Raw genomic sequence first — 26,449 nt, 5'->3', positions numbered from 1 at the left:
CTGTTCGCCAGTTAAACGTTTGATTGTGACTAGAAAATCAGGAACAGCGCACAGGAATAAAAGCGAATCTTTGGTACTTTTTGAAAAAAATGACTCCTTAATTTTTATTGAGAATAACTGACCTAAAATGCGTCAAAACGTTACAAACCCCTCCCAAATCACTCCTTTCAATTTAACAATGTTAGAGGAGTGTACCGAAGAATCTGTGTATGCTCCCGGTCATATTCAGCCCCACGGAATTGTTTTCTTGCTGCAAGGAACCTGCCTCAACATTTTACAGGTAAGTGAAAATGTAGAAGAGTTTTTTGGCATGGCGGCAGAAGAATTGCTAGGCCAGCCATTGCAACGGTTATTTTCCCAGGCTCAAGTAGAAAAAATTGTCAGCTATTTAAGTAAAAAAACACTAAACATTCAGAATTATTTAGATCTAAAAACACATGGAAAACACGGCAAAACTCAAAGATTTAGGAGCACACTGTATCAAACACCAGATGGGTTAATTCTGGAGCTAGAACCAGAATTGCCTATTGAAAATAATCATTCAATCGATTTCTATCATCGTCTGCATACAATTATCATCAACCTTCGCAGTACGAACGGTCTTTCTGACTTAGCTCAAACCATTGCTAGAGAAGTGAAAGCCACGACTGGGTTCGATCGCGTGATGGTCTATCGCTTTGAAGCCGACGATCATGGGGTGGTGATTGCCGAAGAGAAAGAAAGCTATCTGGAAAGCTACCAGGGATTGCATTACCCGGCGATCGATATTCCCGTACCCGCCCGTAAATTGTTTTACCGCAACTGGGTGCGCCAAATTCCCAATATCAATTACACCCCGGCCCGCCTAATTCCCACCAACCATCCCCTAACCGATAAACCCCAGGATCTAAGTGCCTGTGTGTTAAGGGGAGTATCTCCCTACCACATTGAATATTTGCAGAATATGGGAGTTGCTGGGACACTGACGATTTCGTTAATTGACGATCGGCGCCTCTGGGGATTAATTGCCTGTCACCATTACAGCCCGCGATTGATAGATTACGAAACTCGCAAAACCTGTGAATTTTTAGGACAATTTGCCTCGATCGAACTGGTGCATCAGCAACAGCGCGAATTGAACGTTTACCGCTCGCAGGGGAAAAACATTCAGGATCAACTTCAGCAAGCATTCCGGCAAGAGTCTAATGCGATCGAAGAGGTATTGACCCAAGATACCTCTCAACTGCTAGATTTGGTTCACGCTCAAGGGGCAGCAATTCTGCTCGATGGTCGTCTGACATTGGTGGGTCAAACACCATCTGAAGCAGATGTTAACGAGCTTGTACAGTGGTTGCTGCAACACAACCAGGAACGAGTGTTTGCAACGGCTTCTCTGTCTCAGTTGTATCCCCAAGCGAAGCAATTCAAAGATCGAGCTAGCGGTGTTTTAGCAATCTCAATCTTGCTATGCTACGCCAAACAAAAGTCATACCATATCCTTTGGTTCCGACCCGAACAAATTCAAACCGTAAACTGGGCAGGCAATCCACAGGACTCTGTGTCGATCGACGAAATTGGAAAAATGCACCTGTCTCCCCGCAAATCCTTTGAACTGTGGAAAGAGACAGTGCGGGAAATGTCTTATCCGTGGCAGATGGCAGAGTTAGAAGCTGCCGCCGAAATGAGAAATATCCTCATGCTGGCGGTGTTGGAATTTTCCCAAGCTGCCCTAGAACAAGCCGCAGAAAGGGCAGCAATAGCCAACCGTGCCAAAAGCCAGTTCCTTGCCAACATGAGCCACGAACTCAGAACGCCACTCAACGCCATTCTGGGATTTACCCAGCTTATGAATCGCAGCCCCCATATCCCAGAAGAATTTCAAGAGCATTTAGGCATCATTAGCCGTAGTGGGGAACACCTGCTGACATTGATCGACGATGTTTTGCAAATGTCTAGGATTGAAGCAGGGCAATTGGTACTGACTACAAGCTGTTTTAATCTGCATCGACTGCTTGGTTCTATTAACGAGATGTTCACTCTCAAAGCGCTTGAGAAAGGGTTACATCTGAGCAGCGAGTGGGATGCTACTGTCCCCTGTTATGTCTGTGGCGATCGAGCAAAACTTCGCCAAATCTTGATTAATCTGCTTGGGAACGCGATCAAGTTTACAACAACAGGAAAGATTGCACTGCACGGAAAAGCTTTTGCATCAGATGATAGGCCATCCGGTACGCTACACGATGGTGCCACAAATCAACCCGATATTAAACCAACTATTACCCTGTGTCTCGAAGTTGAGGATACCGGATCGGGCATTTCTCCCTCAGATTTAGAATCAATTTTTGAAGCCTTCATACAAACCGATCGCAGTCGTCACGATCGAGGAACGGGTTTAGGACTGTCTATCAGTCGTGAGTTTGCGCGTCTGATGGGAGGCGATATCACCGTGCGAAGCACTCTGGATCGAGGATCGACTTTTACCTGCAAAGTTGTTTTGGAGCTACCAAACTCGCTTGATTTAGAGGAAACTGAAACTAGCAATCGGATTATCGGCCTGGAACCAGGGCAACGTATCTACCGAATTCTAGTAGTAGAAGACATTTCAGAAAATCAGCAACTGCTGGTGACACTGCTGGAGTCTGTTGGGTTTGAAGTGTGTGCGGTAGAGAATGGGGCAGAGGCGATCGCTCGTTGGCAAGCATGGCACCCTGACCTGATTTTGATGGACATTCAAATGCCTGTCATGGATGGTTATGAAGCGACGAGACAGATTCGATCGCAACAGTCATTAGTCATTAGTCATTCGTCATCAGCAGACGCGAGAGAGGAAATTCCACAGGACAACACACCGAGGACACGCATCATTGCCCTAACTGCCTATGCTTTTGAAGGCGATCGCACCGCCAGTTTGCAAGTCGGTTGCGATGACTACATTACCAAGCCGTTTACTGAAGACACGCTTTTCGACAAAATAGCTCATCACTTGGGTGTCCGCTACTGTTACGCCAAACAAGTTCCGCGAGAGTCATCAGCTTCGCCACCAAAGATATTTACTCCTGCTTTGAAAACCATGCCAACCAAGTGGATTGCAGAAGTTCATGAAGCAGCACTCGATCTTAGTGATAATAAGCTTTATCAACTTATCGCTCAAATTCCCAAGGATCAACAAGATTTCATCGAGGCGATGACTTATTTGGTCGATAACTTTCAGCTTGAAGCGATCGCAACTCTCACCCAGATTTAGGAACAACACCATGACAACTCTATTGAAACTTGCGGCCCAAACGAATATTCTCATCGTGGATGATACCCCAGACAATCTGCGCTTGTTAGCCAAAATTCTAGAGTCACAGGGCTATACTGTGCGTAAAGCTCTCAACGGCAGAATGGCACTCCAAGGTGTTCATCGCGACCCCCCGAGTCTGATTTTACTTGACATCAATATGCCCCAGATGAATGGGTACGAAGTGTGCCAAAAGTTAAAAGCATCGGAAGCGAGTGCTCAGATCCCGGTTATTTTTATCAGTGCGCTCGAACGACTGGAAAACAAGGTACGAGCCTTTGAACTGGGTGGCGTAGACTATATTACCAAACCCTTTCAAGAGCAGGAAGTGCTGATGCGAGTAAAAAATCAATTACTCATCCAACAGCAACGCCAACAACTGCTAGAACAAAATCAACGTTTAGAACACGAAATCCAAGAACGTCTGAGGGCAGAAGCAGAAGTAAGGCAGCTATCCGTGACCGATGAATTAACTGGATTATATAACCGACGGGGCTTTTTTTTACTAGCAGAGCAACAACTAAAAATTGCTCGGCGCACGCAAACATCCTATTTTATTTTGTTCGCTGACTTAGATGGTTTGAAAAACATTAACGACACTTTAGGACACGAAATGGGAGACAGAGTAATCGTTGATGCAGCTCAAATATTGAAGAAAACCTTTCGCGAGGCGGATATTGTGGCTCGACTGGGAGGAGATGAATTTGCTTTATTTATTACTAACTTTTCGGGTAATTCATCTATTAATTTCCATGCTCGGCTGCAAGAAAATATAGACCGCTTTAATCAACAGTCCGAGCGAGCTTATATATCAATAAGTCTTGGTGTGGAGTTTGGGGATTTAAACAATGAAGTTTTATTAGAAAAATTGCTGGCAAAGGCTGACAAACTAATGTACGAGCATAAACGCACCAAACGCTGTTTCAATCATCAACCTTTCTTTTGAGAACAGCGATATCGAGCGCCATAAGCATTATTTATTAAACGTAAGTTCAACCGAGAAAGAGTAAACAGAAAACAAGATAGGGAAACAGCTTGCAGACTTTAGCCCCTGGCCCGGAAAACACGATGCTGTACACATCATCACACCTAAACCTGACAGGGTAGCAACCCCGTTAAAAGTTCTGCCTCTATTAGATTAAGGGTGTGTGCGATCGAAAAATGTCTTAGATATTGTCCGCAATCCCGATCTAAAATCTACTGACTGATGCTGTATGGGTGGGGAGTTTGCCTGCAGTTGCATTCTTGTTTAAAATTATTTTTTTAAAAAGGTATTATTTGCACAAACCGATTTTATCTATTTGCCAATTCGCGCTAAAATGATGCCCAACTGAACTGCAATTACTCCTAGTATGGCACTGCCTGCCCAGTAAACAGCAGCGATGCTGTAAGATCGATCGCGCCACAAGACATTCGTCTTTAAACCGTAAGTTGAAAAAGTAGTATAAGCACCCAAAAAGCCCGTTGCTACCATTAACCTCGTTCAAAAGCGAGGGCGATAAAAATCCCATAGCCCAGCAACCAGTCATACAGCGTATTCCAGGTTTATGAAGTAGGGACACGGCACGGCGCCGTGTCCCTGCTGCCGGATATCGATAGGCGGGTGTCCTTCATAAACGTGGAATCTGCTGTATTAATAAAAAAAATTCTGTAGGGAAAAGCCGTACCGAAACGATTGGCAAACCACAAGGTGATATAATACCGGCTCAAAGCGCTGGCAACGGCACCTAAACTAATTGCGATCGGAACTCGAAAATTAGGGTCTGGTATCATAAAAAAATTACGGAAAATTATTAGATTCTTAGATGTGAGCGATCTTATAGATTAGTGGAAATTGGAAATTGGGACTTTGGTCAAAAAGCGTTGATAATTGAAAAAACTAATAACTAATGAATGATGACTAATGACTAATAACTAATGACTGATGACTGATGACTGATGACTGATGACTGAGGTGCGCTAAACCGTACCGAAAAATAGGCGGTATCCTCCACATGAGTTATGATTGTGCAGCTACAATGCAAACAAGTGCTAAATTAACAGAGTCTGCCCGAATTAATCTGGGGCTAGACATACAAAGTCTGCATCCGGGGACTGTGAGATTTTTTGAAAATGTTTGCTACCAAAGGAGAAGATTGATATGACAGATCCAAAAGTAACCGAGGAACCAATTTTAGAGGCAACTGTCGAAACGACGGAACTCGTCAAAAAAGAGATGCCCGACGCGACTGATGAGGCGATCGCAGAAACTGCAGCGCTGTTTGAAGCAATTAAAAAACGCGCCACCGCCGAAGTGCAAGCAGCGGGCGAACTCACCCGCGAAGCTTATTTAAAAGCTGTCAATAAGGCCTCCGGGGCGATCGAAGAGAATAAGGATCTCGCCCACGAGAGATTCACAGAAGCAGTCAGGCTGATTAAACAAGAAACTGAGAAAAATTGGCTGGTGGTAGATGCGATTAAAACGCGGGCGCAAGCGCAAGTCCAAGATGCCGGCGAAGTCAGTCGCGAAGCTTATTTGAAAGCAGTGCGACAAGCGCGAGAAGCGGTGGAACAAAATAAATTGATCGAACGCGATCGCATCGAACAAGCTGTTGACCACATTCAGACGGAAGCTGAAAAGAATTGGCACCTTATTGTGAAGCAAATTGAGTCGATCGGCACTCGCTTGACGGATGCGGCTAAGTCTGCATGGAACGCGCTGACGGCGTTTTTTGACAAGTCTCACAGCGATCGCGGAGATTCCTAGAAGGGTCGGCCGGGGGTTTGGAACTCCCAGCGGGTTGTTAGGGTAGTTAGCTTTGGAATTAATTCCAAAGCTAATGCCGATCGTGCGTGCATTTGCATTCAGCAGAAGTTTCAGGCATACTGCATAATTAAAAAGCTTTATTTTTAGTCCACAACCCCCAATTATGAGAAGTTACTACTGCGGCGAACTGCGAAGCGAACACATCGGAGAGACTGTCACCCTTTACGGCTGGGTGGATCGCCGCCGCGATCATGGCGGGGTGATTTTTCTGGATGTGCGCGATCGATCGGGTATCGTGCAAATTGTCAGCGATCCTGAACGCACCCCCGATTCCTATCACGGGGCTGAGGCTTTACGCAGCGAATACGTGCTTAAAATTACCGGGCGAGTCACCAGCCGCCCCGCCGATTCCCTCAACCCGAAATTGCCTACGGGTGAGGTGGAAATTTATGCTGACGAAATTGAGTTGTTAAATGCGGTTCGCAAACAGTTACCGTTTCAGGTGGCGACGGCGGAAAATGAAAGTGTGCGGGAAGATTTGCGGCTGAAATATCGCTATTTGGACTTGCGGCGCGATCGTATGAGTCGCAATTTGCAGCTTCGCCACCAAGTTGTGAAAGCTATGCGCCGCCACCTGGAAGATGTCGAAGGTTTCATGGAAATTGAAACGCCGATTTTAACTCGGGCGACTCCCGAAGGTGCGAGAGATTATTTAGTTCCCAGCCGCGTCAATTTGGGCGATTGGTACGCATTGCCGCAGTCGCCGCAGTTGTTCAAACAATTGTTAATGGTTTCCGGTTTCGATCGATATTATCAAATTGCCCGCTGTTTCCGCGATGAAGATTTGCGCGCCGACAGACAGCCGGAATTCACCCAATTAGACATGGAAATGAGTTTCATGTCTTTAGAAGAAATTATCGAATTAAACGAAGGTTTAGTCTCCCAGATTTTCAAAAGTGTTAAAGGTATAGAATTGCCTCGTCCTTTTCCGCGCTTGACTTACGCTGAAGCAATGGATCGCTACGGTAGCGACAAACCGGATACTCGCTTCGGTATGGAATTAGTCGATGTTTCCGATTTGATGAAAGATTCGGGATTTAAGGTATTTTCCGGGGCGGTTGCTGCGGGCGGAATTGTGAAAGTTTTGCCGATTCCGGGCGGGAATGATGCGATTTCTAACGTGCGGATTAAACCGGGCCCGAAAGGCGATTTGTTTAAGGAAGCCAGCGACGCCGGTGCGAAGGGATTGGCTTACATTCGGGTGCGGGATAACGGCGAAATTGATACAATCGGCGCAATTAAGGATAATTTGACGGAAGCGCAAAAACAGGAATTGCTCGATCGCACGGGCGCGCAACCAGGTCATTTGTTGTTATTCGCTGCGGCTGACGCGACAACTGTCAATAAGACTTTGGATAGATTGCGTTTGTTTGTCGGTAACGAATTGGGATTGATTGACAAAGACAAGATGAATCTGCTGTGGGTGACAGATTTCCCGATGTTTGAATGGAACGCTGACGAGAAGCGTTTGGAAGCATTGCATCACCCGTTTACTGCGCCGCATCCTGACGATATTAACGATTTGAAAACTGCGAGAGCTCAAGCTTACGATTTGGTGTTAAACGGTACAGAAGTGGGCGGCGGTTCTCTGCGGATTTATCAGCGGGAAGTTCAGGAAAAGGTGTTTGAGGCGATCGGCTTATCGACTGAGGAAGCTTACAATAAGTTTGGCTTTTTGTTGGATGCGTTTGAGTATGGAACTCCGCCCCACGGAGGCATTGCTTACGGTTTGGATCGGTTGGTGATGCTGTTGGCGGGTGAGGAATCTATTCGCGATGTGATTGCGTTTCCGAAGACGCAGCAGGCTGGTTGTTTGCTGACTAATGCGCCTGCTGGGGTGGATGAGAAGCAGTTGAAGGAGTTGCAAGTGCGATCGACTTATACGCCGAAGTCATAAGGCGATCGGGACTTAGGCAAAGCCTATGTGTCATGCTGAGAGAAGCGAAGCATCTCAGTTAAAATGCTTAAGTCATAATTATGAAACACCTTGACAATTTAACCATTCATCGGTTCCGAGGCCTGCGAGATTTAACCTTGCAGGACTTGGGTAAAATCAACCTATTGGTTGGTGGGAATAACTCAGGGAAAACCAGCGTGTTAGAGGCGATATCAACACATTGTTCAAATGCGGTGCTGACTGTTGATACAGTCACACCTTTTTCTTATGGGATCGAAGAATTGCAAGTTCAATTGCTCTCAGAAGTAACTTTTCAGCGTTTTAAGTCGGAAGTGATTAAGTTACTGCAAGGGATAGATTCAGGAATTATTGATTTAGCAATTCTGTCGCCTAGGGGCAAGCGTCCCAGTCTTTATATCGATCATAAACAATTGGGAATTTTGCCGTTAAGTGCTGTTGGTGATGGTCTGCGTCGTCTGTTGTTCATTGCTTTAACGCTGAGCAAAGTTCGATGTGGAGTTTTACTAATTGACGAGATAGAAAAAGCTATTCATACTGATTCACTTTGCAGTTCCTTTACTTGGATTGTGCAGTGGTGTCAGCGATTGGATGTGCAGCTATTTGCAACTACCCACAGTTTAGAAACAGTTGATGCGATGTTGGATGCTAGCGATACGGAGACAGACTTAGTTCTTTATCGTTTGGAAAAGTGGGAGTTGCAAACAAAAGTAATCAGACTTGAACGGGAAATACTGCAAAGAGTGCGGAAGGATTTGGGTCAGGAGGTGCGCGTGTGAACCGCACAGGACTGACTGGAAACCGGGTTTTTTACGAAAAGACTTGCTTTTAGTCCTTTATTCTGGTTTAAAAACACGGTTTCTGAGCTTATGGGTGCGCTCGCACATCCGAACACGTGCGTTAAGTGCTACATTATTTACAAATCTTTTTTGTAAAAGCAAAAGGCTGCTCCAATGGAACCATCCCACCTTACCCGGCGACTGAAAGACTTGGAAGACAATATTAAACAAATTTTAGCTTTACTCAAAAAGTACGAAGATGCCTTACACTATGAAGATGATCCACGTCGCCAGGTTAAATACAATCGAGAAATTGAGAAATTAAGGGAATCAGCGAATCGCTATCAGCAGGAATACGATCGACTGTATCAGCAGATAACTGGTGAATCAACTGTACAAATGCAGAGCGTAGCTATCCAGTTAGAAGAGGTGAACAACAGATTAGACCGATTATCTGCTGGGCAGAAAGCTATTTATGCAAACATTAACCACCTGCGACAAGGATTACTAGCCCATTATGAGGCTGGTGAAAAAAATATTATTTCTGCAATCACATATCAGTTGAATGAATCTCAACTGACTACCATTTCTGCTTTGTTAGATGCAATAGAAGCTAACAAAGTGTCAGATGCAGAAATGCAGAAAATTTTACCGAGTATTCAGCAGAGTTTAATTATATTACAACAACGCGGCGTTACTCTACCTGTTAGTCAGGAAGAGATCGCCGAAGTGATTAATGCACCTCAAATGGATTTTAAGCATAGATTAAAGGTTGCGGTGCCTCTTATTCCTTTTATTTTGGACTATGAAGGTGAATTAGAACTAGGTACAGGAATAAATCTCAAACAAGGTTTAAAACAATTTATGGCGCGGTTTATAGGAGTGTAAATTGTGGAGTCGCACCATCAACGTGAACAAGACTTGAACCAACACATTGAGAAAAATTTAGAATTACAAAAAAAACTAGAAGACGATTTGCTCCATGCCAACGACTCCAAGGAGGAAGCCAAGCTAGAAAGACAAATTGAAGCACTCATCAGAAAGCGATCTACTCATCAAAAAGAATTGAATACAATTAGCTTGCAAAAACGAGAAGCAATTGCCCGTGAGATGCCATATGTCTCCTTTGATGAGCTAGATATCGTAACTAAATTTATCCTGGGTATGCAACCTGCTTCTCCGGAAATCAACTTTAATATTACAGACGTAACACAGAAAATCTCGAAAAATAATCTGACTCAGGAGGTTCATTTTTTACTAATAATGGGTATGGTTAAAGTCAAAGAAGTTCATCGTTTTATTGAAGTTAATGCCGCTTTACGTCCTGACTTTCCCGAAAAACTGAAGGCAGGGTTTGTAACCGAATACCAAAGATTATTGAAAGCAGACATTAGGGGAGATGCTTTATTTGAATCTTTGCACAAGTTCTCATGTGGTAATAGCTCAGATTTGAAGAAGACAGCAGCAGGGTTGGCAGTATTATCCTATCTTTTTGAGAGGTGCGAGGTTTTTGAAAGATGACTTTTTCTACAGATACCACTTCAAATTATAACTTTTCAATTATTTTGCCCACGAAGCACATCTCAACCCGTTATTCTCTATTAGGTGTAGGTGCTACAATATTAGAACACTTGCCATATCCACGTACAGTCTCGTCACTTTGGAGTGCTGTTTCGACAATACCGGAAGTCGCAACCTTTGAACGGTTTGTTTTGACTCTGGATATCCTATACGCTATTGGAGCAATTGAAATGGATGCAGGAATACTTCGTAGGAGTCGTCCATGATTCGTGCTATTCGTTGTAATCATCCTTCATTTAAAACTGTCGAGTTTAGCCCCGGCTTTAATGTAGTATTGGCCGATCGTACAGAAGAGTCTGGGAGCAAAGACTCTCGTAATGGTTTAGGTAAATCTACTCTAATTGAAATAATTCACTTTTGCTTAGGCTCTACATTACCAAAAGCTAAAGGACTGGATTCTATAAATTTACGAGGTTGGGCATTTAGCCTAGAGTTGACACTTTCTAATCAAGTTATTACAGTAACTAGAAATACTGCGGACAAGTCAAAAGTAGTAATTCAAGGAGATACTACTTCCTGGCCAATTCAGCCAAAAGAAAAAGAAGGGCAAAGAGTTCTGAGCGTGATACATTGGAAGGCAATACTAGGAAACCTTTTGTTTGGTTTGCCAAGTGATAATGAAGATAAAAAATTCCAACCTACGTTTAGAGGTCTAATTTCTTATTTTATCCGGCGTGGACGAGACGCCTTTTCTACTCCCTTTGAACATCACAGAAAGCAGTTTGATTGGGAGAAGCAAGTTAATAATGCTTTTTTACTAGGTTTGGCTTGGGAAGATGCGAGAGATTTACAACTTTTAAAAGATAAAAAAAAATTGCTAGATGATATAAAAAAACTCAAAAAAGACACAGATACGGGAGTTGCAATTGGCATATTTGGTTCTCTAGGCGAACTCGAAGCTTTAAAAGTCCAAGTCGAGTCACAGTTACGCGAGAGAAAACAAACCTTAAGTAATTTTCGCGTAGCTCCTCAATACCACGAACTAGAGGCTAATGCTAATCGGTTGACTGCGGAAATTCATGAAGCCACTAATAACAATATTGCCGATAAAAAAATATTAGAATTTTATCAATCTAGCCTGGAAGCAGAAAATGAACCATCCCCAGATGATGTAACTCATATATACGAAAGTGTCGGTATTGAACTCCCGGGTTTGGTAGTTAGAAGATTGGAAGAAGTAGAAATTTTTCATCGTAGACTTATAGAAAATCGTCGCGATTTTCTATCGACTGAAATTGAGCGTATCAGGCGAGATGTATCATCTAGAGAACGTCTCATACGTGAAAAAACCGAACAACGTGCTTCTTTATTGGAAGTGCTACAAACACATGGTGCTTTAGAAGAGTACACAAGACTCCAAGAACTTTATCTGGAAATTGTATCTAATCTAAATGAAATTAATAAACGCATAGAAGAATTAAATAAGTTTGAAGAAGGAAAAAGTGCTTTAAATATTGAAAAAGAACGCTTACTACAACGCGCACGTCGTGACTATCAAGAACGACGTGTTCAAGCAGAAAAAGCTAGAGAGCTATTCAATTCAAACTCTCGGTTTCTTTACGATGCCCCAGGAAGGTTAATTATTAATGTAGGCGACAATGGTTTTCAGTTCAATGTAGAGATTAGCCGTGATGGCAGCGAAGGTATCGATAACATGAAAATATTTTGTTATGACTTAATGCTGGCACAGCTTTGGTCTGAACGCGATCCTTCACCACGTATATTAATTCATGACAGTACCATTTTTGATGGTGTTGATGAGAGACAAGTGAGACTTGCTCTTGAATTTGCCGATAGAGAATCTAGAAGATGTGGCTTTCAATATATCTGTACATTAAATTCAGATAGGGTTCCATACTCCGAGTTTGCCAAAGATTTTAATTTTGATTCTTTTGTAAGACTTAGACTGACCGACGAAAGTGATGAAAGTGGACTACTAGGCATTCTCTTTTAGAGATATTCTTTGACTCTTCTACAAATATTTTTGTTTGGTTTTCTTGCTCCTCTAACCAGAAACCCGATCCAAAGGGTCAAATAAGGCCGATCGCACTTCACAAAAAAAGTGCGATCGCCCTCAAAGATTACTCTTTCCAGTAACGGGTTAAAATCCGAATTACCTCACCCGCTATCGGCGATGGTAGAGGCGGGCTCCATTCCCCAACTTCTGCAAAACCTAAAACGTGCAACAGATTAATGATGCTGTCTACCGCTTTGGGAACGCCACACAACAGCAAACGAATCGGTTGTTTACCTTGAGGTACATCAGGAATTTCTTCCCGGAGCAGTTCGGGAACTGATTTTGGCTGTGATATCATAGAGTTTGAATTACACGAATAGTGGAATTGCGATCGCCCTCAAGTTTTCCAGGCCAGGGGCGATCGCTTTTCCGTTTGTACATCCTGAGTCTAGCACAGTTATGGGAATATGGGAATAGGTAACTAAGGGAATTTTAAACTTTTCACACGTTTACGTGTGAAAATAAAGTTATGGCAAATGAAAAAGACACCATCAAACTTGTAATTCCCAAGGCATTGAAGATCAGGTTCAAAGCCTTGTGCGTTCGTGCGGAAAGGGATATGAGCAGCGTCGGAAGTCAACTAATAGAAAACTGGTGTCAAGAGCAAGAGCAAGCCGACGCGAAACGGGATGAGTCAAACACCTGAAGGGGCGACACCAAAGAGCAAAAGTAAGAATTTCTTCTCGGATATCAGCTCGTGAAGGTTACTCTTGGCCAGATGAATGTCTATTTCCTGCTTCAGCTCGGTCGCTCAAATTCAGCAACCTGTTTTTGACCAAGAGATTGAATCGCTAAGACTAAAACACTTAAGGTAAGGCCTAAAATCGCATAACTCGGTAGTGAAAAAATAGTTACTTTAAACAAATAAGGCAATCCCCCCCCCTTCCAGTTCCACCGCTTTCCTAGAAACACCAACAGCCCGCCATGAATCACTGCGGTTTGCACCATGACACAGCCAACCCCCAATAACCAAACCGACATTCTTTGCCTAGAGAAGGCACAATTTTTAATCTGAAACCATAAATCATTCAGCAAAAAAACCACCGCCGGTGCTAACATCACAGAACTGGTGGGCTGTGAATAGTTGATAGCAATACTCAAACTAGAAATTAGCACCATTTCAGATAAGTCAACTTTTTTTGACCAAACATTGCGAGATTGTTTTTTGTAAAAATACCAACTCACTAAACCAACTAGCACCAGAATGATCGAGTCAGAAAATAGCTTCGCCACGAAGGGATTATCGGGGAAAAATCTCGGCCCCATAACCCTTAAATCAAGGCGACTCATAGAAATATAAGCATTATTCGATGGATCGTTGAGCCAGAGTGGAAATCCACGAGTCGCATCCTGTATAAATCCTGTTAAAGAATTGCCCGTTACAGCTAGACCTATAACTGCCAAAAAAGTTACCGTGACTAGAGATATAAAAACTAGCTGAAACCGTCTTTTGATTAAAAAATAAGGAATAAACAATATAATTAAAGTTGGTTTAAAAAGTGCAATTCCTAATAAAACTCCTGCGATTATATCCCGATTTTTTCTAGCATAAATAAACATCCATAATAGCATAATCGCAATAAAAGTTGCCACATTGCCAACTTGAAGATCGAAGACAAAACCGTAGAGCAATGCAACTGATATACTACAAATAGTCCTCAAAGCTCGTGAGTGCGACTCCAACAAGATATTGGCTCCCCATAAAACAAAACCTGTGCCAATAAGATGCAGCCAAGTCCAGATTGTGAATGCTGTCTTCATCGGGAAATAGCCCAAAAACCACAGCGGAGGAATGATATTAGGTGGATAAACAAAAGATGGAATAAACCCGCACACTTTAGTGATGCTACAGAAACCGATGTTAAACACCTCGACATTAAAGGGACTCAAATGCTGATGGGCTAATCTACTCGCTACATAAAACCACTTAAAATCCCAGTAAGGCGGATCGGGCCGATTAGTCAGATTGTAAACCAACCAACCGGTATAACAGAGAAATCGGGTGAGAACTAATACAATAACTGCTTGCAAAATAAAGTTAACAATAGGTTGAAGAAAAAACTGAGTCAACCTTTGGATCGAAGGATGTTTTAAAAACAAAGAATCTTGCCATGCTGTTTTTTCGCTATCTAATCGCCAATTAAATTTTAAAAACAAAGCGACTGTAATTAAAATAATTACATTCCAGAATCCAAAGCTAATCATAGTAAATAATTTCAATAAAATTACTCTTTGATGATATCACAACCAGAGAGTATCAACTAAAAATAAGCATTTAAACCTAGAATATGGACTTTTTTTCCAGGTTTCTACCTAACTCTCTTTTCTCTCTTTTCTCTGCGTCCTCTGCGCCCTCTGCGGTTAGAAAAAAAAATCTTATTCACAAACGAAATAGAATTGCTATCCAAAAGCCCGATCGCACATTTGCGCCTTATAACCCTGTTCACCCCCAAACATATGCGTTAACCTAGTTGACTACAACTTGTACCGCACTCCCCAACTAAATTCATGCTTCCCCGCATCAAAGAATTAGCCGCCACCCTAGCACCCCGCCTAATCGAAATTCGCCGCCACATCCACTCCCATCCCGAACTCAGCGGGCAAGAATATCAAACCGCAGCCTATGTAGCCGGAGTTCTCGCATCCAGCGGAGTCCGCGCGATCGAAGGAATCGGCAAAACAGGAGTGCTCGGCGAAATCAAAGGCAACAGCAGCGAGTCCCGGTGGCTGGCAATTCGCACCGATATGGACGCTTTACCGATTCAAGAACGGACTAACTTAGAATTTGCTTCCCGCAACGAGGGAGTCATGCACGCCTGCGGCCACGACATCCACACCACCGTCGGTTTGGGCGCAGCAATGATATTGTCTCAGCTAGGCGAAAAATTGCCCGGTCACGTCCGCTTCTTGTTTCAGCCGGCGGAAGAGATTGCCCAAGGTGCTCAATGGATGATTAAAGATGGGGCGATGCAAGATGTTGACGGCATTATCGGAGTGCACGTTTTCCCGACGATTCCGGGCGGTTGCATCGGTATCCGCCACGGGGCACTGACGGCGGCGGCAGATGACATAGAATTGATTGTGATGGGCGAATCCGGCCACGGTGCGCGTCCCCACGAGGCGATCGACGCAATTTGGATTGCTTCTCAGATAATTACCACTTTGCAGCAGGCCATTAGCCGCACGCAAAATCCTTTGAGGCCGCTGGTTTTGACGATCGGGCAAATTAACGGCGGACGAGCGCCGAACGTGATTGCCGATCGAGTAAAATTGCTGGGAACCGTGCGATCGCTCCATCCGGAAACCCACGAAAAACTGCCGGCTTGGATCGAACAAATTGTCTCCAGCGTTTGCGCGACTTACGGCGCTAAGTACGAACTCACCTACAAACGCGGCGTACCCGGAGTCCAAAACGACCCAAAACTCACGCAATTAGTCGAAACTGCGGCTTTAGAAGCTTTAGGTCGATCGCGCGTCCAGATATTACCAGAACCATCCCTCGGCGCGGAAGATTTTTCGATGTACTTAGAACACGCACCGGGAACCATGTTTCGCTTAGGAGTGGGACTCACTGACAAACCGAACTATCCCCTCCATCACCCGCAATTTGAGGTTGATGAAGCGGCCATTGTGACCGGCGCTGTCACTTTGGCCTATGCCGCCTACCAATATTGGCAGCAAAAGTGAGAGTCATTAGTCATTTGTCATTCGTTATTTATCTAATCATCTCCGGTAAAATAGACATAATTCCTGTAGGGGCGGGTTCGCCTTAGTCTCCGATCTAACACTAGAGAACCAATAAACCCGCCCCGACTTTTTAGCGAACCGGAAGCGATCGAAATATATAGCAATCCTAAATGATTCAGATAAATTTGTAGGGGTAGTGCCTTTCTTTGCCTACCCCCTATCTATCGGGCAACCACGGGGGGATTGACCCTACAATAATTATGCAAATGATGCGAGGATTGCTATATATGTCTATCTAGTGGGGTGGGGGCGGGTTTTTGAGATTGTTAATTATTGGCAGGTATTGTTGGTGAACCCGCCCCTACAGAAATCACGATCGATCGCACTCAATATCATTATCATTAGTTAAAAATTTTATGAACCTAGATTTCCATCGATTTTGCGACGCCTGCAACCCCAGTCGATCCCTAATATTGGGCTATGCCGAAGATCGGCGCTACTACATTGATTTTGCTGAGGTGCGCGGCGGGAAAATCATTAACATACTCAAACGAACAATTACCCGCGTGTCGCCCGATAAACGGACTTGCCAATTATTTAGCGGACATATTGGTTGCGGCAAGTCTACAGAATTGTCGCGACTGGAAAAAGAGTTGACAGATGAGGGTTTTCATGTAGTTTACTTCGAGTCAACTCAAGACCTCGATGAAATGGATCTCGATTTGACAGATATCATGTTAGCGATCGCGCGGCGAGTCAGCCAAAGCTTGGAAGAGGGCAACATTTCCTTGCAGCCCCAGGGTTTTAAAGAGTTCTTAAAAAACAGTTGGAATTTTTTACAAACCCCTGTGACTTTAGAAGCGGAAGGAGAACTTTTTGGCAGCAAATATAAGGGCAATACAGACGGAAACCTGGAAGTGTCTCTGCCTTTAGGCATCGCCAAAATTACTGCCAAAATCAAAAGTAATCCCGACTTGCGATCTAAACTGAGACAGTACATGGAACCGCAAGCGAATAAAATGTTAGAACTGATTAATCAAGAAATTATTGATGTAGCAATTAATCAGCTAAAGCAGCGGGGTAAAAAAGGATTGGTGGTGATTGTTGACAACTTAGACCGGATAGTTTTTCGACCCAATGCAGCGGGGCGACTGTTGCCAGAATATATCTTTATTGACCGGGGCGATCAGTTGCGGAAACTGAATTGCCATTTAGTTTATACCCTGCCGCTGGGATTGATTTTTGGCAATGAAAGTGAAATTTTGAAAAATCGATTGGGAGGCGGAGTTGACCCGAAAGTTTTGCCGATGGTACCAGTAAAGAATAGAGACGGCAGCGAATGTTTTGAGGGGATGAATTTGCTGCGGTGCATGGTGATGTCGCGGGCATTTCCCGATGTTTTGCCAGAGGAATATATTACATTAATTACCGAAGTTTTTGACAGTCCTGAAACTTTAGATAGATTGTGCCGAGTCAGCGGAGGTCATTTGCGAAACTTGATGGGGATGCTGTTTGGTTGCTTGCAGCAAGATGACCCTCCTATTTCGCAAAATGTGTTGAAATCAGTGATTCGCAGTTCCCGCGACACTCTGATTCGCGGCATCGATAATGATGAGTGGGAGTTACTGTTTAAGGTGGTGCAAGAACAAAGCATTAATGGAGATAAAGAATACCAAGATTTGCTGCGAAACCTGTGGGTTTTTGAATATGTAGATAGTGACGGAAATTGGTTTGCGCTGAATCCGCTGTTGATGGAAACTGACAAATTTAAGCTGTGGCACCAGCAAAATTGTTGAGATTATGGTAAACTCAAATCTAGCCGAAGATATTGCCGCAGAAAATGAGCTATCGCTCTCTACTTTGGTACGGACGATCGCCCGCTTTCAAGGAAAGTTTTCTTTAACTATAGTGCGCTGCAATTATGCTAGCTTGCGTTCTGCAATGCTAGAAAAGCTGCGGGATAAATCGACTGTTGAATATCAAGAATTAGCCCTTAAACCTGCTACTAAAATACTTTATCAAACTATTCTCAATGCCGTCCATAAGCGGTCACCGAAAGCTTTAATAATTGTCGGTATCGAATCGGTGGTTGCTGTTGATGACCTGCTAGCTGGGGCGAATAGAGCGCGAGATCAATTCAAGCAAGATTTTGCTTTTCCTGTGATATTATGGGTAACGGATTCCGTACTGTCTAAATTTAGTCGATCGGCTAACGATTTGAAGTCTTGGGCTCCTCCTCCAATTCAGTTTACCATGCCACCCGATGATTTGATGAATTTGTTACAACAACAAACCAGTCAAGCTTTTGCTAATGTGGAGAATTTCAAATTAGATGACGGTGAAATTGAGTCGCTGGAAAATGATTTGCTAAATGCTGCATTAGACCAGGAATTGCAAGCTAGTTGGCAATTTATTCGGGGTTTAGTTCAATCTCAGAAAAATCAAATAGATTCAGCACTCGAACATTATCAGCAAAGTTTGACATTTTGGCAGCAAAATCGCCACTTAGAAAGACAAGGAATTGTCTGCCAGAAAATTGCTCAAGCTTACAACCGCAAAGCTGAATTGCACCGGGCAGGAAATCAAGGTTATTGGCAAGAAGCTAGAAAGTATTTACAGCAATCTCTGGAGAGTTTTGAGCAAGTGCAGCGACATGATTTAGCTGCGAAATGTATTAGCCAACTTGGCGAAGTGCTGCGGCGTTTAGCAGCTTGGAAAGAGTTGGAAATTTTAGCTAAAAAAGCCTTAGAAATTCACGAAAATTACGGCACTCCGAGTCAAGTAGCTGAAGATTACGGCTTTTTGGCTGAGGTGGCGCTGCAACAATCTCAGTGGGAAAAAGCTTGCGACTCGGCTAAATTAGCATTGTCTGTTTTGGAACAAGCAGGAATATCCCAACTTACGCATGGGGGCCCAGAAACCGGGTTTTTTTACGAAAATACTTCGTTGTGGCCGGCAGATTCGATAAAAAACCCGGTTTCTTTGGTCGGAGTGCGTAAGCCTTGCCAACAAGAGACTGGTTTGTATCGGTTACTTTTGGCAAAAGCGCAGCGAAATCTCAGTCAACAGTCGGAGGCTGTTAAAAACTTAGAAGCGGCTAAAGACAATACGCAGCCTCAAGATGATGTGCAGCTTTATCTGAGGATTTTAGAAGAGTTGAGAACTCTCAATTTTGAGCAAAGCGAATATTTAAAAGCATTTCACATTAAACTCGAACAACAAGCAGTTAAAAGCAAATATGGGTTGCAAGCTTTTATCGGTGCCGGTCGCTTGCAGTCGCCGCAACAAATAATTGACATCGGTTTAGAATCCGGTAAGTCAAAAGCTGAAATTGTTGAGGAAATTGAAGCCGCTTCCGGGCGATCGCGCGATATTAAAGAGATAAGTAAACGGATACGTACACCTGCTTGCAAGCTGACGATCGTTCACGGACAATCTGGGGTAGGAAAAAGTTCGATAATTCAGGCATGGTTAGTTCCGGCACTGCAACTGACCACTTTTGAAGCGCGGGACGTATTGCCTGTTTTAGTGCAATCATATCATGATTGGGTGAGGGATTGCGGTGAGTGTTTGAAAGCAGGAATTGAACAATTAAAAGCTGTGAAGTTGTCAGGGGCGATCGACACCCCAACAGCTATTTTAAAACAGTTGCGACTGAATCAAGACCGTAATTTATTAACTGTATTAATCTTTGACCAGTTTGAGGAATTTTTCTTTGCTTATCGAGAGCCAATTGGTAGGCGAGAGTTATATGATTTTCTGGCTGAATGTTTAAATCAGATTAGCGACCTCAAAATTATCCTGTCGCTGCGGGAAGATTATCTTTTCTACTTGTTAGAGTTCAATCGCGCCACCAATTTATCAATTATTGATAACGACATTCTCACGAAAAAAATCTGCTATTACTTGGGAAATTTCTCAATTTCCGATGCGAAAGCTATTATTCAAACATTAACAAAAGGATCTCAATTTTACTTGGACGATGATTTGGCAAACGCACTGGTAGCAGATTTAGCAGGTGAAGTGCACGAAGTGCGGCCGATCGAACTTCAAGTCGTGGGAATGCAACTGGAAAAAAGGCAGATTACTCGACTGGGTGAATATCAGCAACTTGGCGATCGGGCTAAGGTCAAACTGGTTGAGGAATTTTTAGCAGAAGTTATCGCCGACTGCGGCCAGGAGAATAAAGATACTGCCGAACTTGTCTTGTACTTGCTGACGGATGAAAACAACACTCGTCCTCAGAAAACTCTGGCTGAGTTAGCAGCAAATTTAGGAACAGAGTCAAAAAGATTAGAGTTGGTTTTAAAGATTGTCGTTAAATCGGGATTGGTGTTAGAAGTGCCAGCAACTCCGATCGAACGCTACCAACTTGTCCACGATTATTTAGTGCCTTTTATCCGCAAACAGGGCGGTGCAGAATCACTAAAATTACGCCAAAAACTCAAGCAAAGTGAAGCCGAGAATCAGATATTAGCAGCAAAGCGGCAGAAAGCCGAACAGGAGGTATTAGCAGCAAAGCGACAAGTTAAATGGCTCAGTAGTATTGGTGCAATGATATTTAGCATTAGCTTAATTAGCGCTGTCACCCTAATGGGAGTAGCGTGGCAGCAAGTCAACAAGGCACAGAAATTGACCAAATTAGAGCGCGCTGCAAGTGATGCTTTGAGACTGTTTGAATCTGGCAATAACCAAATAGATGCTTTAATCTCAGCGGTGAAGACTGGAAAAGAACTCAAAGCTACATTCAAGAACCTTCGTTCCGTTGCAGATTACTCGATATCCACTCCCCAGATTGCTCTCAACCAGATTCTCAACAACATCCGAGAACAAAATCGGTTAGGACATCAAGCTTCGCTAAATAGTGTCAGTTTTAGTCCCGACGGCAAATACATCGCTACTGCATCAAGGGACAATACAGCAAGGTTGTGGGACATCACAGGCAAGTTGATACAAGAATTTAAAGGACATCAAGATTGGGTATCGAGTGTCAGTTTTAGTCCTGACGGCAAATACATCGCTACGGCATCAAACGATAAAACAGTGCGGTTGTGGAATATCACAGGCAAGTTGATAAAAGAATTTAAAGGACATCAAGATGCGCTAAATAGTGTCAGTTTTAGTCCTGACGGCAAATACATCGCTACGGCATCAAAGGACAAAACAGCCCGGTTGTGGGATTTAACAGGCAAGCCGATACAAGAATTTAAAGGACATCAAGATGCGCTAAATAGTGTCAGTTTTAGTCCCGACGGCAAATACATCGCTACGGCATCAAAGGACAAAACAGCCCGGTTGTGGGATATCACAGGCAAGCTGATACAAGAATTTAAAGGACATCAAGATGCGCTAAATAGTGTCAGTTTTAGTCCCGATGGCAAATACATTGCTACGGCATCAAAGGATAAAGCAGCAAGGTTGTGGCATATCACAGGCAAGTTGATACAAGAATTTAAAGGACATCAAGATTGGGTATCGAGTGTCAGTTTTAGTCCCGACGGCAAATATATCGCCACGGCATCATGGGACCAAACAGCAAGTTTGTGGGATGTCACAGGCAAGTTAATACAAAAATTTAAAGGACATCAAGATGGGGTATTGACTGTTAGTTTTAGTCCCGACGGCAAATACATCGCCACGGCATCATGGGACAAAACAGCAAGTTTGTGGGATGTCACAGGCAAGCTGATACAAGAATTTAAAGGACATGGAGATTCGTTATGGGCTGTCAGTTTTAGTCCCGATGGCAAATACATTGCTACGGCATCAAGGGACAAAACAGCAAGGTTGTGGGATGTCTCAGGCAAGTTGATACAAGAATTTAAAGGACATCAAGATTGGGTATATAGTGTCAGCTTTAGTCCCGACGGCAAATACATCGCTACGGCCTCAGATGACAATACAGCAAGGTTATGGGATGTCACAGGCAAGTTGATACAAGAATTTAAAGGACATCAAAATGCGCTAAATAGTGTCAGTTTTAGTCCTGACGGCAAATACATCGCTACGGCATCATATGACTCTACAGCCAGGTTGTGGCGAATCAGAAGTTTAGATGAAATGCTGGTGCAAGGCTGCGATTGGCTGCACGACTATTTGCAGAATAATGCTGATGAAAGCGAGAAACACGTTTGCGATGAGATTAGTGCTCAGAAAAAATGATTAGCCAATAAGTCGGTAGGTGCAAATATAGCAGAAGGAAGAAGGAAGAAGGAAGAAGGAAGAAGGAAGAATTAGCAAGGATTTCAGCGATTAAGAATGTCCTAACCGTTTTGGTGGTTGCTATAAACCTTAGCCTGTAACAGAATGTAAAGCGATCGCAACTTTTGAAATTCCTACGTTTCACCCGCAATGACAGATTTACCGCAGGGGGCCCAGAAACCGGGTTTTTTACGAAAAGACCAGTTGCAGCCCGCAGATTCGGTAAAAAACCCGGTTTCTTTGGTCTGGCGTAAGTCCTGACTTAACAGAATTCTGCCACTTAAACCACCTTATCTTCGGCAATTCCCCTATAGCAGCGGCCAAATGTGCTAACGTACAATCAAAAATCGCCCAATTTCAACTATCGCGAGACAGATAACCGTGTTCGCTCAAGCACCTCCAACTCCCCATTACAAATGGTTTAGCTGCGTTTCTAGCACTGTTTTCACCGCATTGTGCCTGTTGCCCATTTTCAGCGCTGCGGGATACGCCCAAACTCCCCAAAATAGACCCATCAAAATCGGCGTGGTGCAGCGGTTTGGCACCAAAGCAACCGACAAACTGACGCTGAAAGCATTACCGGGCGACAGCTTAACTTTGCGTTACAAAACTCCTCAAGGCATAGAAACCAAAACAGCAGCTAGCGTCAAGTTAGAAATAGCCCCGAAACCGCTGGAAACGCCCTTAGTAGAAGAACGAGTGGTACTCAGTTCTCACCGCAGTTTCGAGAGTGCGGAAGACAGCGCCAATCAGTGGCGCGCTAAGGGAATAGAAGTAGAAATTGCTCAACCTTTGCGCTGGCAAGTTTGGGCGAAAAGAGATGTTTATAACTCTCCTTTGGTGCGGCGCTGGCTGTTGCAAAGTTTGCAAGCTCAAGGCAACAAAACAGCTTTTTTGGATTCCAAAGTTTTCAAACAAATACCCCAGGCATTTTGGGTTTTAAACGGCTTTCGCTTCAACCGCAATGAGTTGGATGTGACGGCGGGGAAAAATGCGATCGAGGTATTGGAACAAACTACCCAAGAGGCGACAGCTACTGAACCCGAAAAAGCTATTCAACAAACTCGCCGTTATGGCGGCAGTTTGCGCCTGCAAAAAAATGCTTATGGCACTTATACTTTGGTGAATGAAGTGCTGACGGAAACTTATTTGCGAGGTGTTGTTCCTCACGAAATTGGGGCTTTTTCGCCTTACGCTGCGATTGTCGCTCAAACTATTTTGGCGAGAACTTACGCCCTGAGAAATTTGCGCCGGTTTGCTGTGGATAATTATGAGTTGTGCGCTGATGTTAACTGCCAAGTTTATCAAGGTTTGACGGAGGTTTACCCGCAAAGCGATAAGGCGATCGCCCAAACGAGCGGTTTGGTTCTAACTTATCAAAATCAGCTAGTAGACGCGCTCTATTCCGCGTCTAGCGGCGGCGTGACAGCCTCTTTTAACGATGTGTGGCACGGCCCGGAACGTCCGTATTTGCGATCGATCGTCGATTCCCCTAACAATGTCTGGGATTTGTCCAAGCAGAGTTTGTCTGACGAAAACAACTTCCGCCGCTTTATCAGTTTGGAAAAAGGGTTTAATGAGGAAAAAGAAGACACTTTTCGGTGGCGCGAACCAGCTTCTTTGACGGCGATTGGTGGATTTCTCAAACAGTACCTTCAGAAGAAACAGCACCCGCTGGCTAATTTTAAAACTGTCACTCAGGTGGAAGTGGTGGAAAGGTCGCCCGCAGGTCGAGTTTTGAAAATGAAGGTTCAAACTGACTTGGGCCCGATCGATATCGACAAAGACGAGATTCGCAATGCTTTTTACCCGCCGATCAGCACGCTTTTTTACCTAGAACCAATTTACAATCCCGACAAAACTCTCAACGGTTACGCTTTTGTCGGAGGCGGTTTCGGCCACGGAGTGGGAATGAGTCAGACTGGTTCTTACAATTTGGCTAATTTGGGCTGGAACGGATCTCAAATTCTGGGCTTTTATTTTCCCGGCGCTCAAGTTGTGCCGCTCAGCGATGCCATTACATTTTGGGGCCAATAAAATTAAACTCCCAAAATTGAGTGAGGACTTGCGTAAAAAATATCGAATGCAAGCAGGAGCAATGCAATCTCAATCCGGGATTTTTCGGTATTTTTAGCACAAGTCCTAAAATTTTGAGATTTTAGATTTTCGATTCTAGACTGGTTTTACGAGTCAGCTAAAATCTGCGATCTAAAATCTCAAATTATTCGGTCAGCTATCGCCTCAAACAGCTATTAATCAATAGCTTGGAGTTAGACGAGATTGCTGAGTGCCCCAATTTTAGTAGAGCTCTTCTTCTTTGTGAGTTTCTATGGTGCAGTCAGACGTGGGATAGGCGACGCAGGTGAGAACCATTCCGGCCTCGATTTGGTCGTCGTCCAAGAAAGATTGGTCGGATTGGTCAACTGTGCCTGATACGATTTTGCCGGCGCAGGTGGAGCAAGCACCAGCGCGACAAGAGTAGGGGAGGTCGAGTCCTGCTTCTTCCGCAGCATCGAGAATGTAAGTATCTTCATCAACGTCAATGGTCTGGTTAAGTCCTTCGGCTTCGCTGACGAGGGTAACTTTGTAAGTTGCCATGCACTAATCCTCTCAAAAATTCAACAAAATTTATAATTTTTCCTAATGCAACCTTCAAGGCTCTATTAGCTTTGAGGTTAGGTCTTAGGTTCGTTCCCTCTATGATAGTAGGGGAAAGAAGCAAGGTTGCAACACTCATTTACCAAAAATTTGAATGGGATTAGTTATAACTTTTTCTAATTTCATCTTGATTGCTTATACCTATGTGGGGTTCAGCGGTGGGATACTGTTGCTGCCGGACTTGCGCCAAATCACCCGGCTTTTGGGAAAAATCCTGTTTTGAGTCGCTAAATACACCCAAAAACCCGCTTTTTGGTTTGCGGTACGCCGATCGAGTTGCCGCCATACTTGCTGCAAGGCAAGTCCCAGCAGGCGGTGAAATGTATAGTTAGATCGCATCCAGACTTGGGTGTTGAAGGCTCGATCGAATAAATCGCAGCACAACCACAGCTTAAAATCGGGGCGATAGAACCCTAAACCCGGCACCGCAAGTCTGTAACTATCTAAAATCTTAAATCTCAAATCCCATGACTAATATTGATACTCGCTTTGGTTTTTCAGTTAATTCTCCAATTCGCGTGGGGATTGTGGGTACTGGTTTTGCCGCTAAGTTGAGGGCCGAGACAATTCAAGCTGATGGGCGATCGCACTTAGTAGCGATTGCTGGCCACAACCCCGAGAAAACCGCTGCATTTTGTCAGGGATTCGGGGCCCAAGCTGCTGTTTCTTGGCGCAAGCTGGTAGAAAGAGACGATTTAGATTTGGTAATCGTCTGTACGGTGAACCGGGATCACGGGGCGATCGTCCTGGCGGCCTTAGAAAATGACAAGCACGTTGTGGTCGAATATCCTCTATCTTTAGAAGTATCTGAGGCCGAAAGGGCGATCGAACTTGCCGCCCAAAAGCAAAAACTCCTCCACATCGAACACATCGAACTGTTAGGCGGTTTGCACCAAGCAATCAAAGAATCTTTGCCCTTAATCGGTAAAGTGTTTTACGCCCGCTACCTGACTGTTAATCCTCAACATCCAGCCCCGCAGCGGTGGACTTATCAACATTCCCTCTTTGGGTTTCCGTTCGTTGGTGCAATTTCGCGACTGCACCGATTTACCGATTTGTTCGGGGAAGTGGCAAGCGTTAACTGTCAAGCTCAATTTTGGGACAGTCAGCCGGATTTCTACAAAGCTTGTTTGTGCAACGCACAGTTGCGCTTTGCCAATGGCCTTGTCGCTGAAGCTGTTTACGGAAAAGGAGAGACTTTTTGGCAGTCTGAAAACATTTTTACAATTTACGGAGAAGAAGGAACGCTGATTTTCACTCCAGAATCCGGTCAATTAATTCAGGGAGACAATCGGCAAACCATCAAAGTAGGAACGCGGCGCGGTTTGTTTGCTAAAGACACCGATATGGTGTTGGAACATTTGTTAAACGGTACGCCTTTGTACGTGAATAATGCCAGTAGTTTGTACGCTTTGAAGGTGGGAGATGCTGCGAGGCGATCGAGCGAAACCGGGCAAAATGTAGCCATAACGAGTAAGCCCTGAAAGTAACAGCTTAGTCTAGTATTTATTTTTGAGGTAGCTTGATTGTGTTTTTTGTTTAT

At 44.0% G+C, this 26,449-nt stretch carries 20 protein-coding genes; 15 read left to right on the top strand and 5 right to left on the bottom strand.

Annotated elements, in window-relative coordinates; translation table 11 throughout:
- The first annotated feature begins 127 nt into the window (after positions 1–127).
- Positions 128–3,223, top strand: coding sequence for a response regulator (locus QUA99_RS12250; RefSeq protein ID WP_333236539.1), 3,096 nt, complete (start codon positions 128–130; stop codon positions 3,221–3,223).
- Positions 3,224–3,233: 10 nt separating this feature from the next.
- Entirely contained in the window at positions 3,234–4,208 is a 975-nt protein-coding gene (locus QUA99_RS12245; RefSeq protein ID WP_333236541.1) for a diguanylate cyclase, read from the top strand.
- A 351-nt stretch (positions 4,209–4,559) separates the two neighbouring features.
- Here QUA99_RS12245 and QUA99_RS12240 read toward each other — a convergent pair whose 3' ends face one another.
- On the bottom strand, positions 4,560–4,736 hold the full coding sequence (locus QUA99_RS12240) for a CrcB family protein (RefSeq protein WP_333236543.1): 177 nt from the start codon (positions 4,734–4,736) through the stop codon (positions 4,560–4,562).
- Positions 4,737–5,402: 666 nt separating this feature from the next.
- On the opposite strand from QUA99_RS12240, the gene QUA99_RS12235 reads away from it, so the two are divergent.
- The 7 genes from QUA99_RS12235 to QUA99_RS12210 all read left to right on the top strand — a co-directional run bounded on the left by QUA99_RS12235 (position 5,403) and on the right by QUA99_RS12210 (position 12,297).
- Complete coding sequence (locus tag QUA99_RS12235; RefSeq protein WP_333236545.1) at positions 5,403–6,008, top strand: hypothetical protein; 606 nt, start codon at positions 5,403–5,405, stop codon at positions 6,006–6,008.
- A 163-nt stretch (positions 6,009–6,171) separates the two neighbouring features.
- A complete protein-coding gene (gene aspS, locus QUA99_RS12230) occupies positions 6,172–7,965 on the top strand; it encodes an aspartate--tRNA ligase (RefSeq protein WP_333236547.1) in 1,794 nt (597 codons plus the stop codon).
- Positions 7,966–8,045: 80 nt separating this feature from the next.
- Positions 8,046–8,762: an AAA family ATPase gene (locus tag QUA99_RS12225; RefSeq protein WP_333236549.1), complete on the top strand. Its 717-nt coding sequence runs from the start codon at positions 8,046–8,048 to the stop codon at positions 8,760–8,762.
- A 210-nt stretch (positions 8,763–8,972) separates the two neighbouring features.
- A complete protein-coding gene (locus QUA99_RS12220) occupies positions 8,973–9,650 on the top strand; it encodes a hypothetical protein (RefSeq protein WP_333236551.1) in 678 nt (225 codons plus the stop codon).
- Positions 9,651–9,683: 33 nt separating this feature from the next.
- Positions 9,684–10,283 carry an ABC-three component system protein gene (locus tag QUA99_RS12215; protein ID WP_333236553.1) on the top strand — a complete coding sequence of 200 codons (600 nt, stop codon included), beginning with the start codon at positions 9,684–9,686 and terminating at the stop codon, positions 10,281–10,283.
- Positions 10,280–10,549 carry an ABC-three component system middle component 6 gene (locus QUA99_RS33115; protein ID WP_445251002.1) on the top strand — a complete coding sequence of 90 codons (270 nt, stop codon included), beginning with the start codon at positions 10,280–10,282 and terminating at the stop codon, positions 10,547–10,549. Before QUA99_RS12215 ends, QUA99_RS33115 begins: the two co-directional genes overlap by 4 nt.
- Positions 10,546–12,297: an ABC-three component system protein gene (locus QUA99_RS12210; protein ID WP_333236554.1), complete on the top strand. Its 1,752-nt coding sequence runs from the start codon at positions 10,546–10,548 to the stop codon at positions 12,295–12,297. The genes QUA99_RS33115 and QUA99_RS12210 overlap by 4 nt, the downstream gene beginning before the upstream one ends.
- A gap of 127 nt (positions 12,298–12,424) precedes the next feature.
- On the opposite strand, the gene QUA99_RS12205 is transcribed toward QUA99_RS12210, so the two are convergent.
- A complete protein-coding gene (locus tag QUA99_RS12205; RefSeq protein WP_333236557.1) occupies positions 12,425–12,658 on the bottom strand; it encodes a hypothetical protein in 234 nt (77 codons plus the stop codon).
- Positions 12,659–12,829: 171 nt separating this feature from the next.
- Between QUA99_RS12205 and QUA99_RS33110 the strand changes: the two genes are divergently transcribed.
- Positions 12,830–13,006: a plasmid partition protein ParG gene (locus QUA99_RS33110; protein WP_333441954.1), complete on the top strand. Its 177-nt coding sequence runs from the start codon at positions 12,830–12,832 to the stop codon at positions 13,004–13,006.
- Between the two features lie 92 nt (positions 13,007–13,098).
- Here the strand turns inward: QUA99_RS33110 and QUA99_RS12200 are convergent, their stop codons facing one another.
- Positions 13,099–14,565 (bottom strand): glycosyltransferase family 87 protein, encoded by a 1,467-nt coding sequence (locus QUA99_RS12200; RefSeq protein WP_333236559.1) that lies wholly within the window; start codon positions 14,563–14,565, stop codon positions 13,099–13,101.
- A gap of 303 nt (positions 14,566–14,868) precedes the next feature.
- On the opposite strand from QUA99_RS12200, the gene QUA99_RS12195 reads away from it, so the two are divergent.
- The 4 genes from QUA99_RS12195 to QUA99_RS12180 all read left to right on the top strand — a co-directional run bounded on the left by QUA99_RS12195 (position 14,869) and on the right by QUA99_RS12180 (position 24,285).
- The gene (locus QUA99_RS12195) at positions 14,869–16,047 is read left to right on the top strand and encodes a M20 family metallopeptidase (protein WP_333236561.1); all 1,179 of its coding nucleotides are present in this window, start codon (positions 14,869–14,871) and stop codon (positions 16,045–16,047) included.
- Positions 16,048–16,463: 416 nt separating this feature from the next.
- Positions 16,464–17,843 carry a P-loop NTPase fold protein gene (locus tag QUA99_RS12190; protein ID WP_333236563.1) on the top strand — a complete coding sequence of 460 codons (1,380 nt, stop codon included), beginning with the start codon at positions 16,464–16,466 and terminating at the stop codon, positions 17,841–17,843.
- A 4-nt stretch (positions 17,844–17,847) separates the two neighbouring features.
- Positions 17,848–22,209: a WD40 domain-containing protein gene (locus QUA99_RS12185; RefSeq protein ID WP_333460345.1), complete on the top strand. Its 4,362-nt coding sequence runs from the start codon at positions 17,848–17,850 to the stop codon at positions 22,207–22,209.
- A gap of 420 nt (positions 22,210–22,629) precedes the next feature.
- A complete protein-coding gene (locus QUA99_RS12180; protein ID WP_333236567.1) occupies positions 22,630–24,285 on the top strand; it encodes a SpoIID/LytB domain-containing protein in 1,656 nt (551 codons plus the stop codon).
- A gap of 261 nt (positions 24,286–24,546) precedes the next feature.
- Here QUA99_RS12180 and QUA99_RS12175 read toward each other — a convergent pair whose 3' ends face one another.
- Both QUA99_RS12175 and QUA99_RS12170 read right to left on the bottom strand, forming a co-directional pair.
- Complete coding sequence (locus QUA99_RS12175; protein WP_333236569.1) at positions 24,547–24,846, bottom strand: ferredoxin; 300 nt, start codon at positions 24,844–24,846, stop codon at positions 24,547–24,549.
- A 201-nt stretch (positions 24,847–25,047) separates the two neighbouring features.
- Positions 25,048–25,368, bottom strand: a complete 321-nt coding sequence (locus QUA99_RS12170) for a hypothetical protein (protein WP_333236571.1) — start codon at positions 25,366–25,368, stop codon at positions 25,048–25,050.
- A gap of 5 nt (positions 25,369–25,373) precedes the next feature.
- Here QUA99_RS12170 and QUA99_RS12165 point away from each other — a divergent pair, with 5 nt between their 5' ends.
- Positions 25,374–26,390 carry a Gfo/Idh/MocA family oxidoreductase gene (locus tag QUA99_RS12165; protein WP_333236573.1) on the top strand — a complete coding sequence of 339 codons (1,017 nt, stop codon included), beginning with the start codon at positions 25,374–25,376 and terminating at the stop codon, positions 26,388–26,390.
- The last annotated feature ends 59 nt before the right edge of the window (positions 26,391–26,449 follow it).

It is taken from the genome of Microcoleus sp. F10-B2, from assembly GCF_036704965.1.
GTDB lineage: Bacteria > Cyanobacteriota > Cyanobacteriia > Cyanobacteriales > Microcoleaceae > Microcoleus.
Note: the sequence above shows the minus strand (reverse complement) of the source record. Positions and strands in the feature narration are given on the sequence as shown.

Bases quoted from the DNA above. Each gene is read 5' to 3' on its own strand.
- QUA99_RS12225 (WP_333236549.1), top strand. From the start codon at position 8,046: ATGAAACACCTTGACAATTTAACCATTCATCGGTTCCGAGGCCTGCGA.
- QUA99_RS12195 (WP_333236561.1), top strand. From the start codon at position 14,869: ATGCTTCCCCGCATCAAAGAATTAGCCGCCACCCTAGCACCCCGCCTA.
- QUA99_RS12245 (WP_333236541.1), top strand. From the start codon at position 3,234: ATGACAACTCTATTGAAACTTGCGGCCCAAACGAATATTCTCATCGTG.
- QUA99_RS12200 (WP_333236559.1), bottom strand. From the start codon at position 14,565: ATGATTAGCTTTGGATTCTGGAATGTAATTATTTTAATTACAGTCGCT.
- QUA99_RS12175 (WP_333236569.1), bottom strand. From the start codon at position 24,846: ATGGCAACTTACAAAGTTACCCTCGTCAGCGAAGCCGAAGGACTTAAC.
- aspS (WP_333236547.1), top strand. From the start codon at position 6,172: ATGAGAAGTTACTACTGCGGCGAACTGCGAAGCGAACACATCGGAGAG.
- QUA99_RS12165 (WP_333236573.1), top strand. From the start codon at position 25,374: ATGACTAATATTGATACTCGCTTTGGTTTTTCAGTTAATTCTCCAATT.
- QUA99_RS12235 (WP_333236545.1), top strand. From the start codon at position 5,403: ATGACAGATCCAAAAGTAACCGAGGAACCAATTTTAGAGGCAACTGTC.
- QUA99_RS12210 (WP_333236554.1), top strand. From the start codon at position 10,546: ATGATTCGTGCTATTCGTTGTAATCATCCTTCATTTAAAACTGTCGAG.
- QUA99_RS33110 (WP_333441954.1), top strand. From the start codon at position 12,830: ATGGCAAATGAAAAAGACACCATCAAACTTGTAATTCCCAAGGCATTG.
- QUA99_RS12190 (WP_333236563.1), top strand. From the start codon at position 16,464: ATGAACCTAGATTTCCATCGATTTTGCGACGCCTGCAACCCCAGTCGA.
- QUA99_RS12205 (WP_333236557.1), bottom strand. From the start codon at position 12,658: ATGATATCACAGCCAAAATCAGTTCCCGAACTGCTCCGGGAAGAAATT.
- QUA99_RS12185 (WP_333460345.1), top strand. From the start codon at position 17,848: ATGGTAAACTCAAATCTAGCCGAAGATATTGCCGCAGAAAATGAGCTA.
- QUA99_RS33115 (WP_445251002.1), top strand. From the start codon at position 10,280: ATGACTTTTTCTACAGATACCACTTCAAATTATAACTTTTCAATTATT.
- QUA99_RS12250 (WP_333236539.1), top strand. From the start codon at position 128: ATGCGTCAAAACGTTACAAACCCCTCCCAAATCACTCCTTTCAATTTA.
- QUA99_RS12240 (WP_333236543.1), bottom strand. From the start codon at position 4,736: ATGGTAGCAACGGGCTTTTTGGGTGCTTATACTACTTTTTCAACTTAC.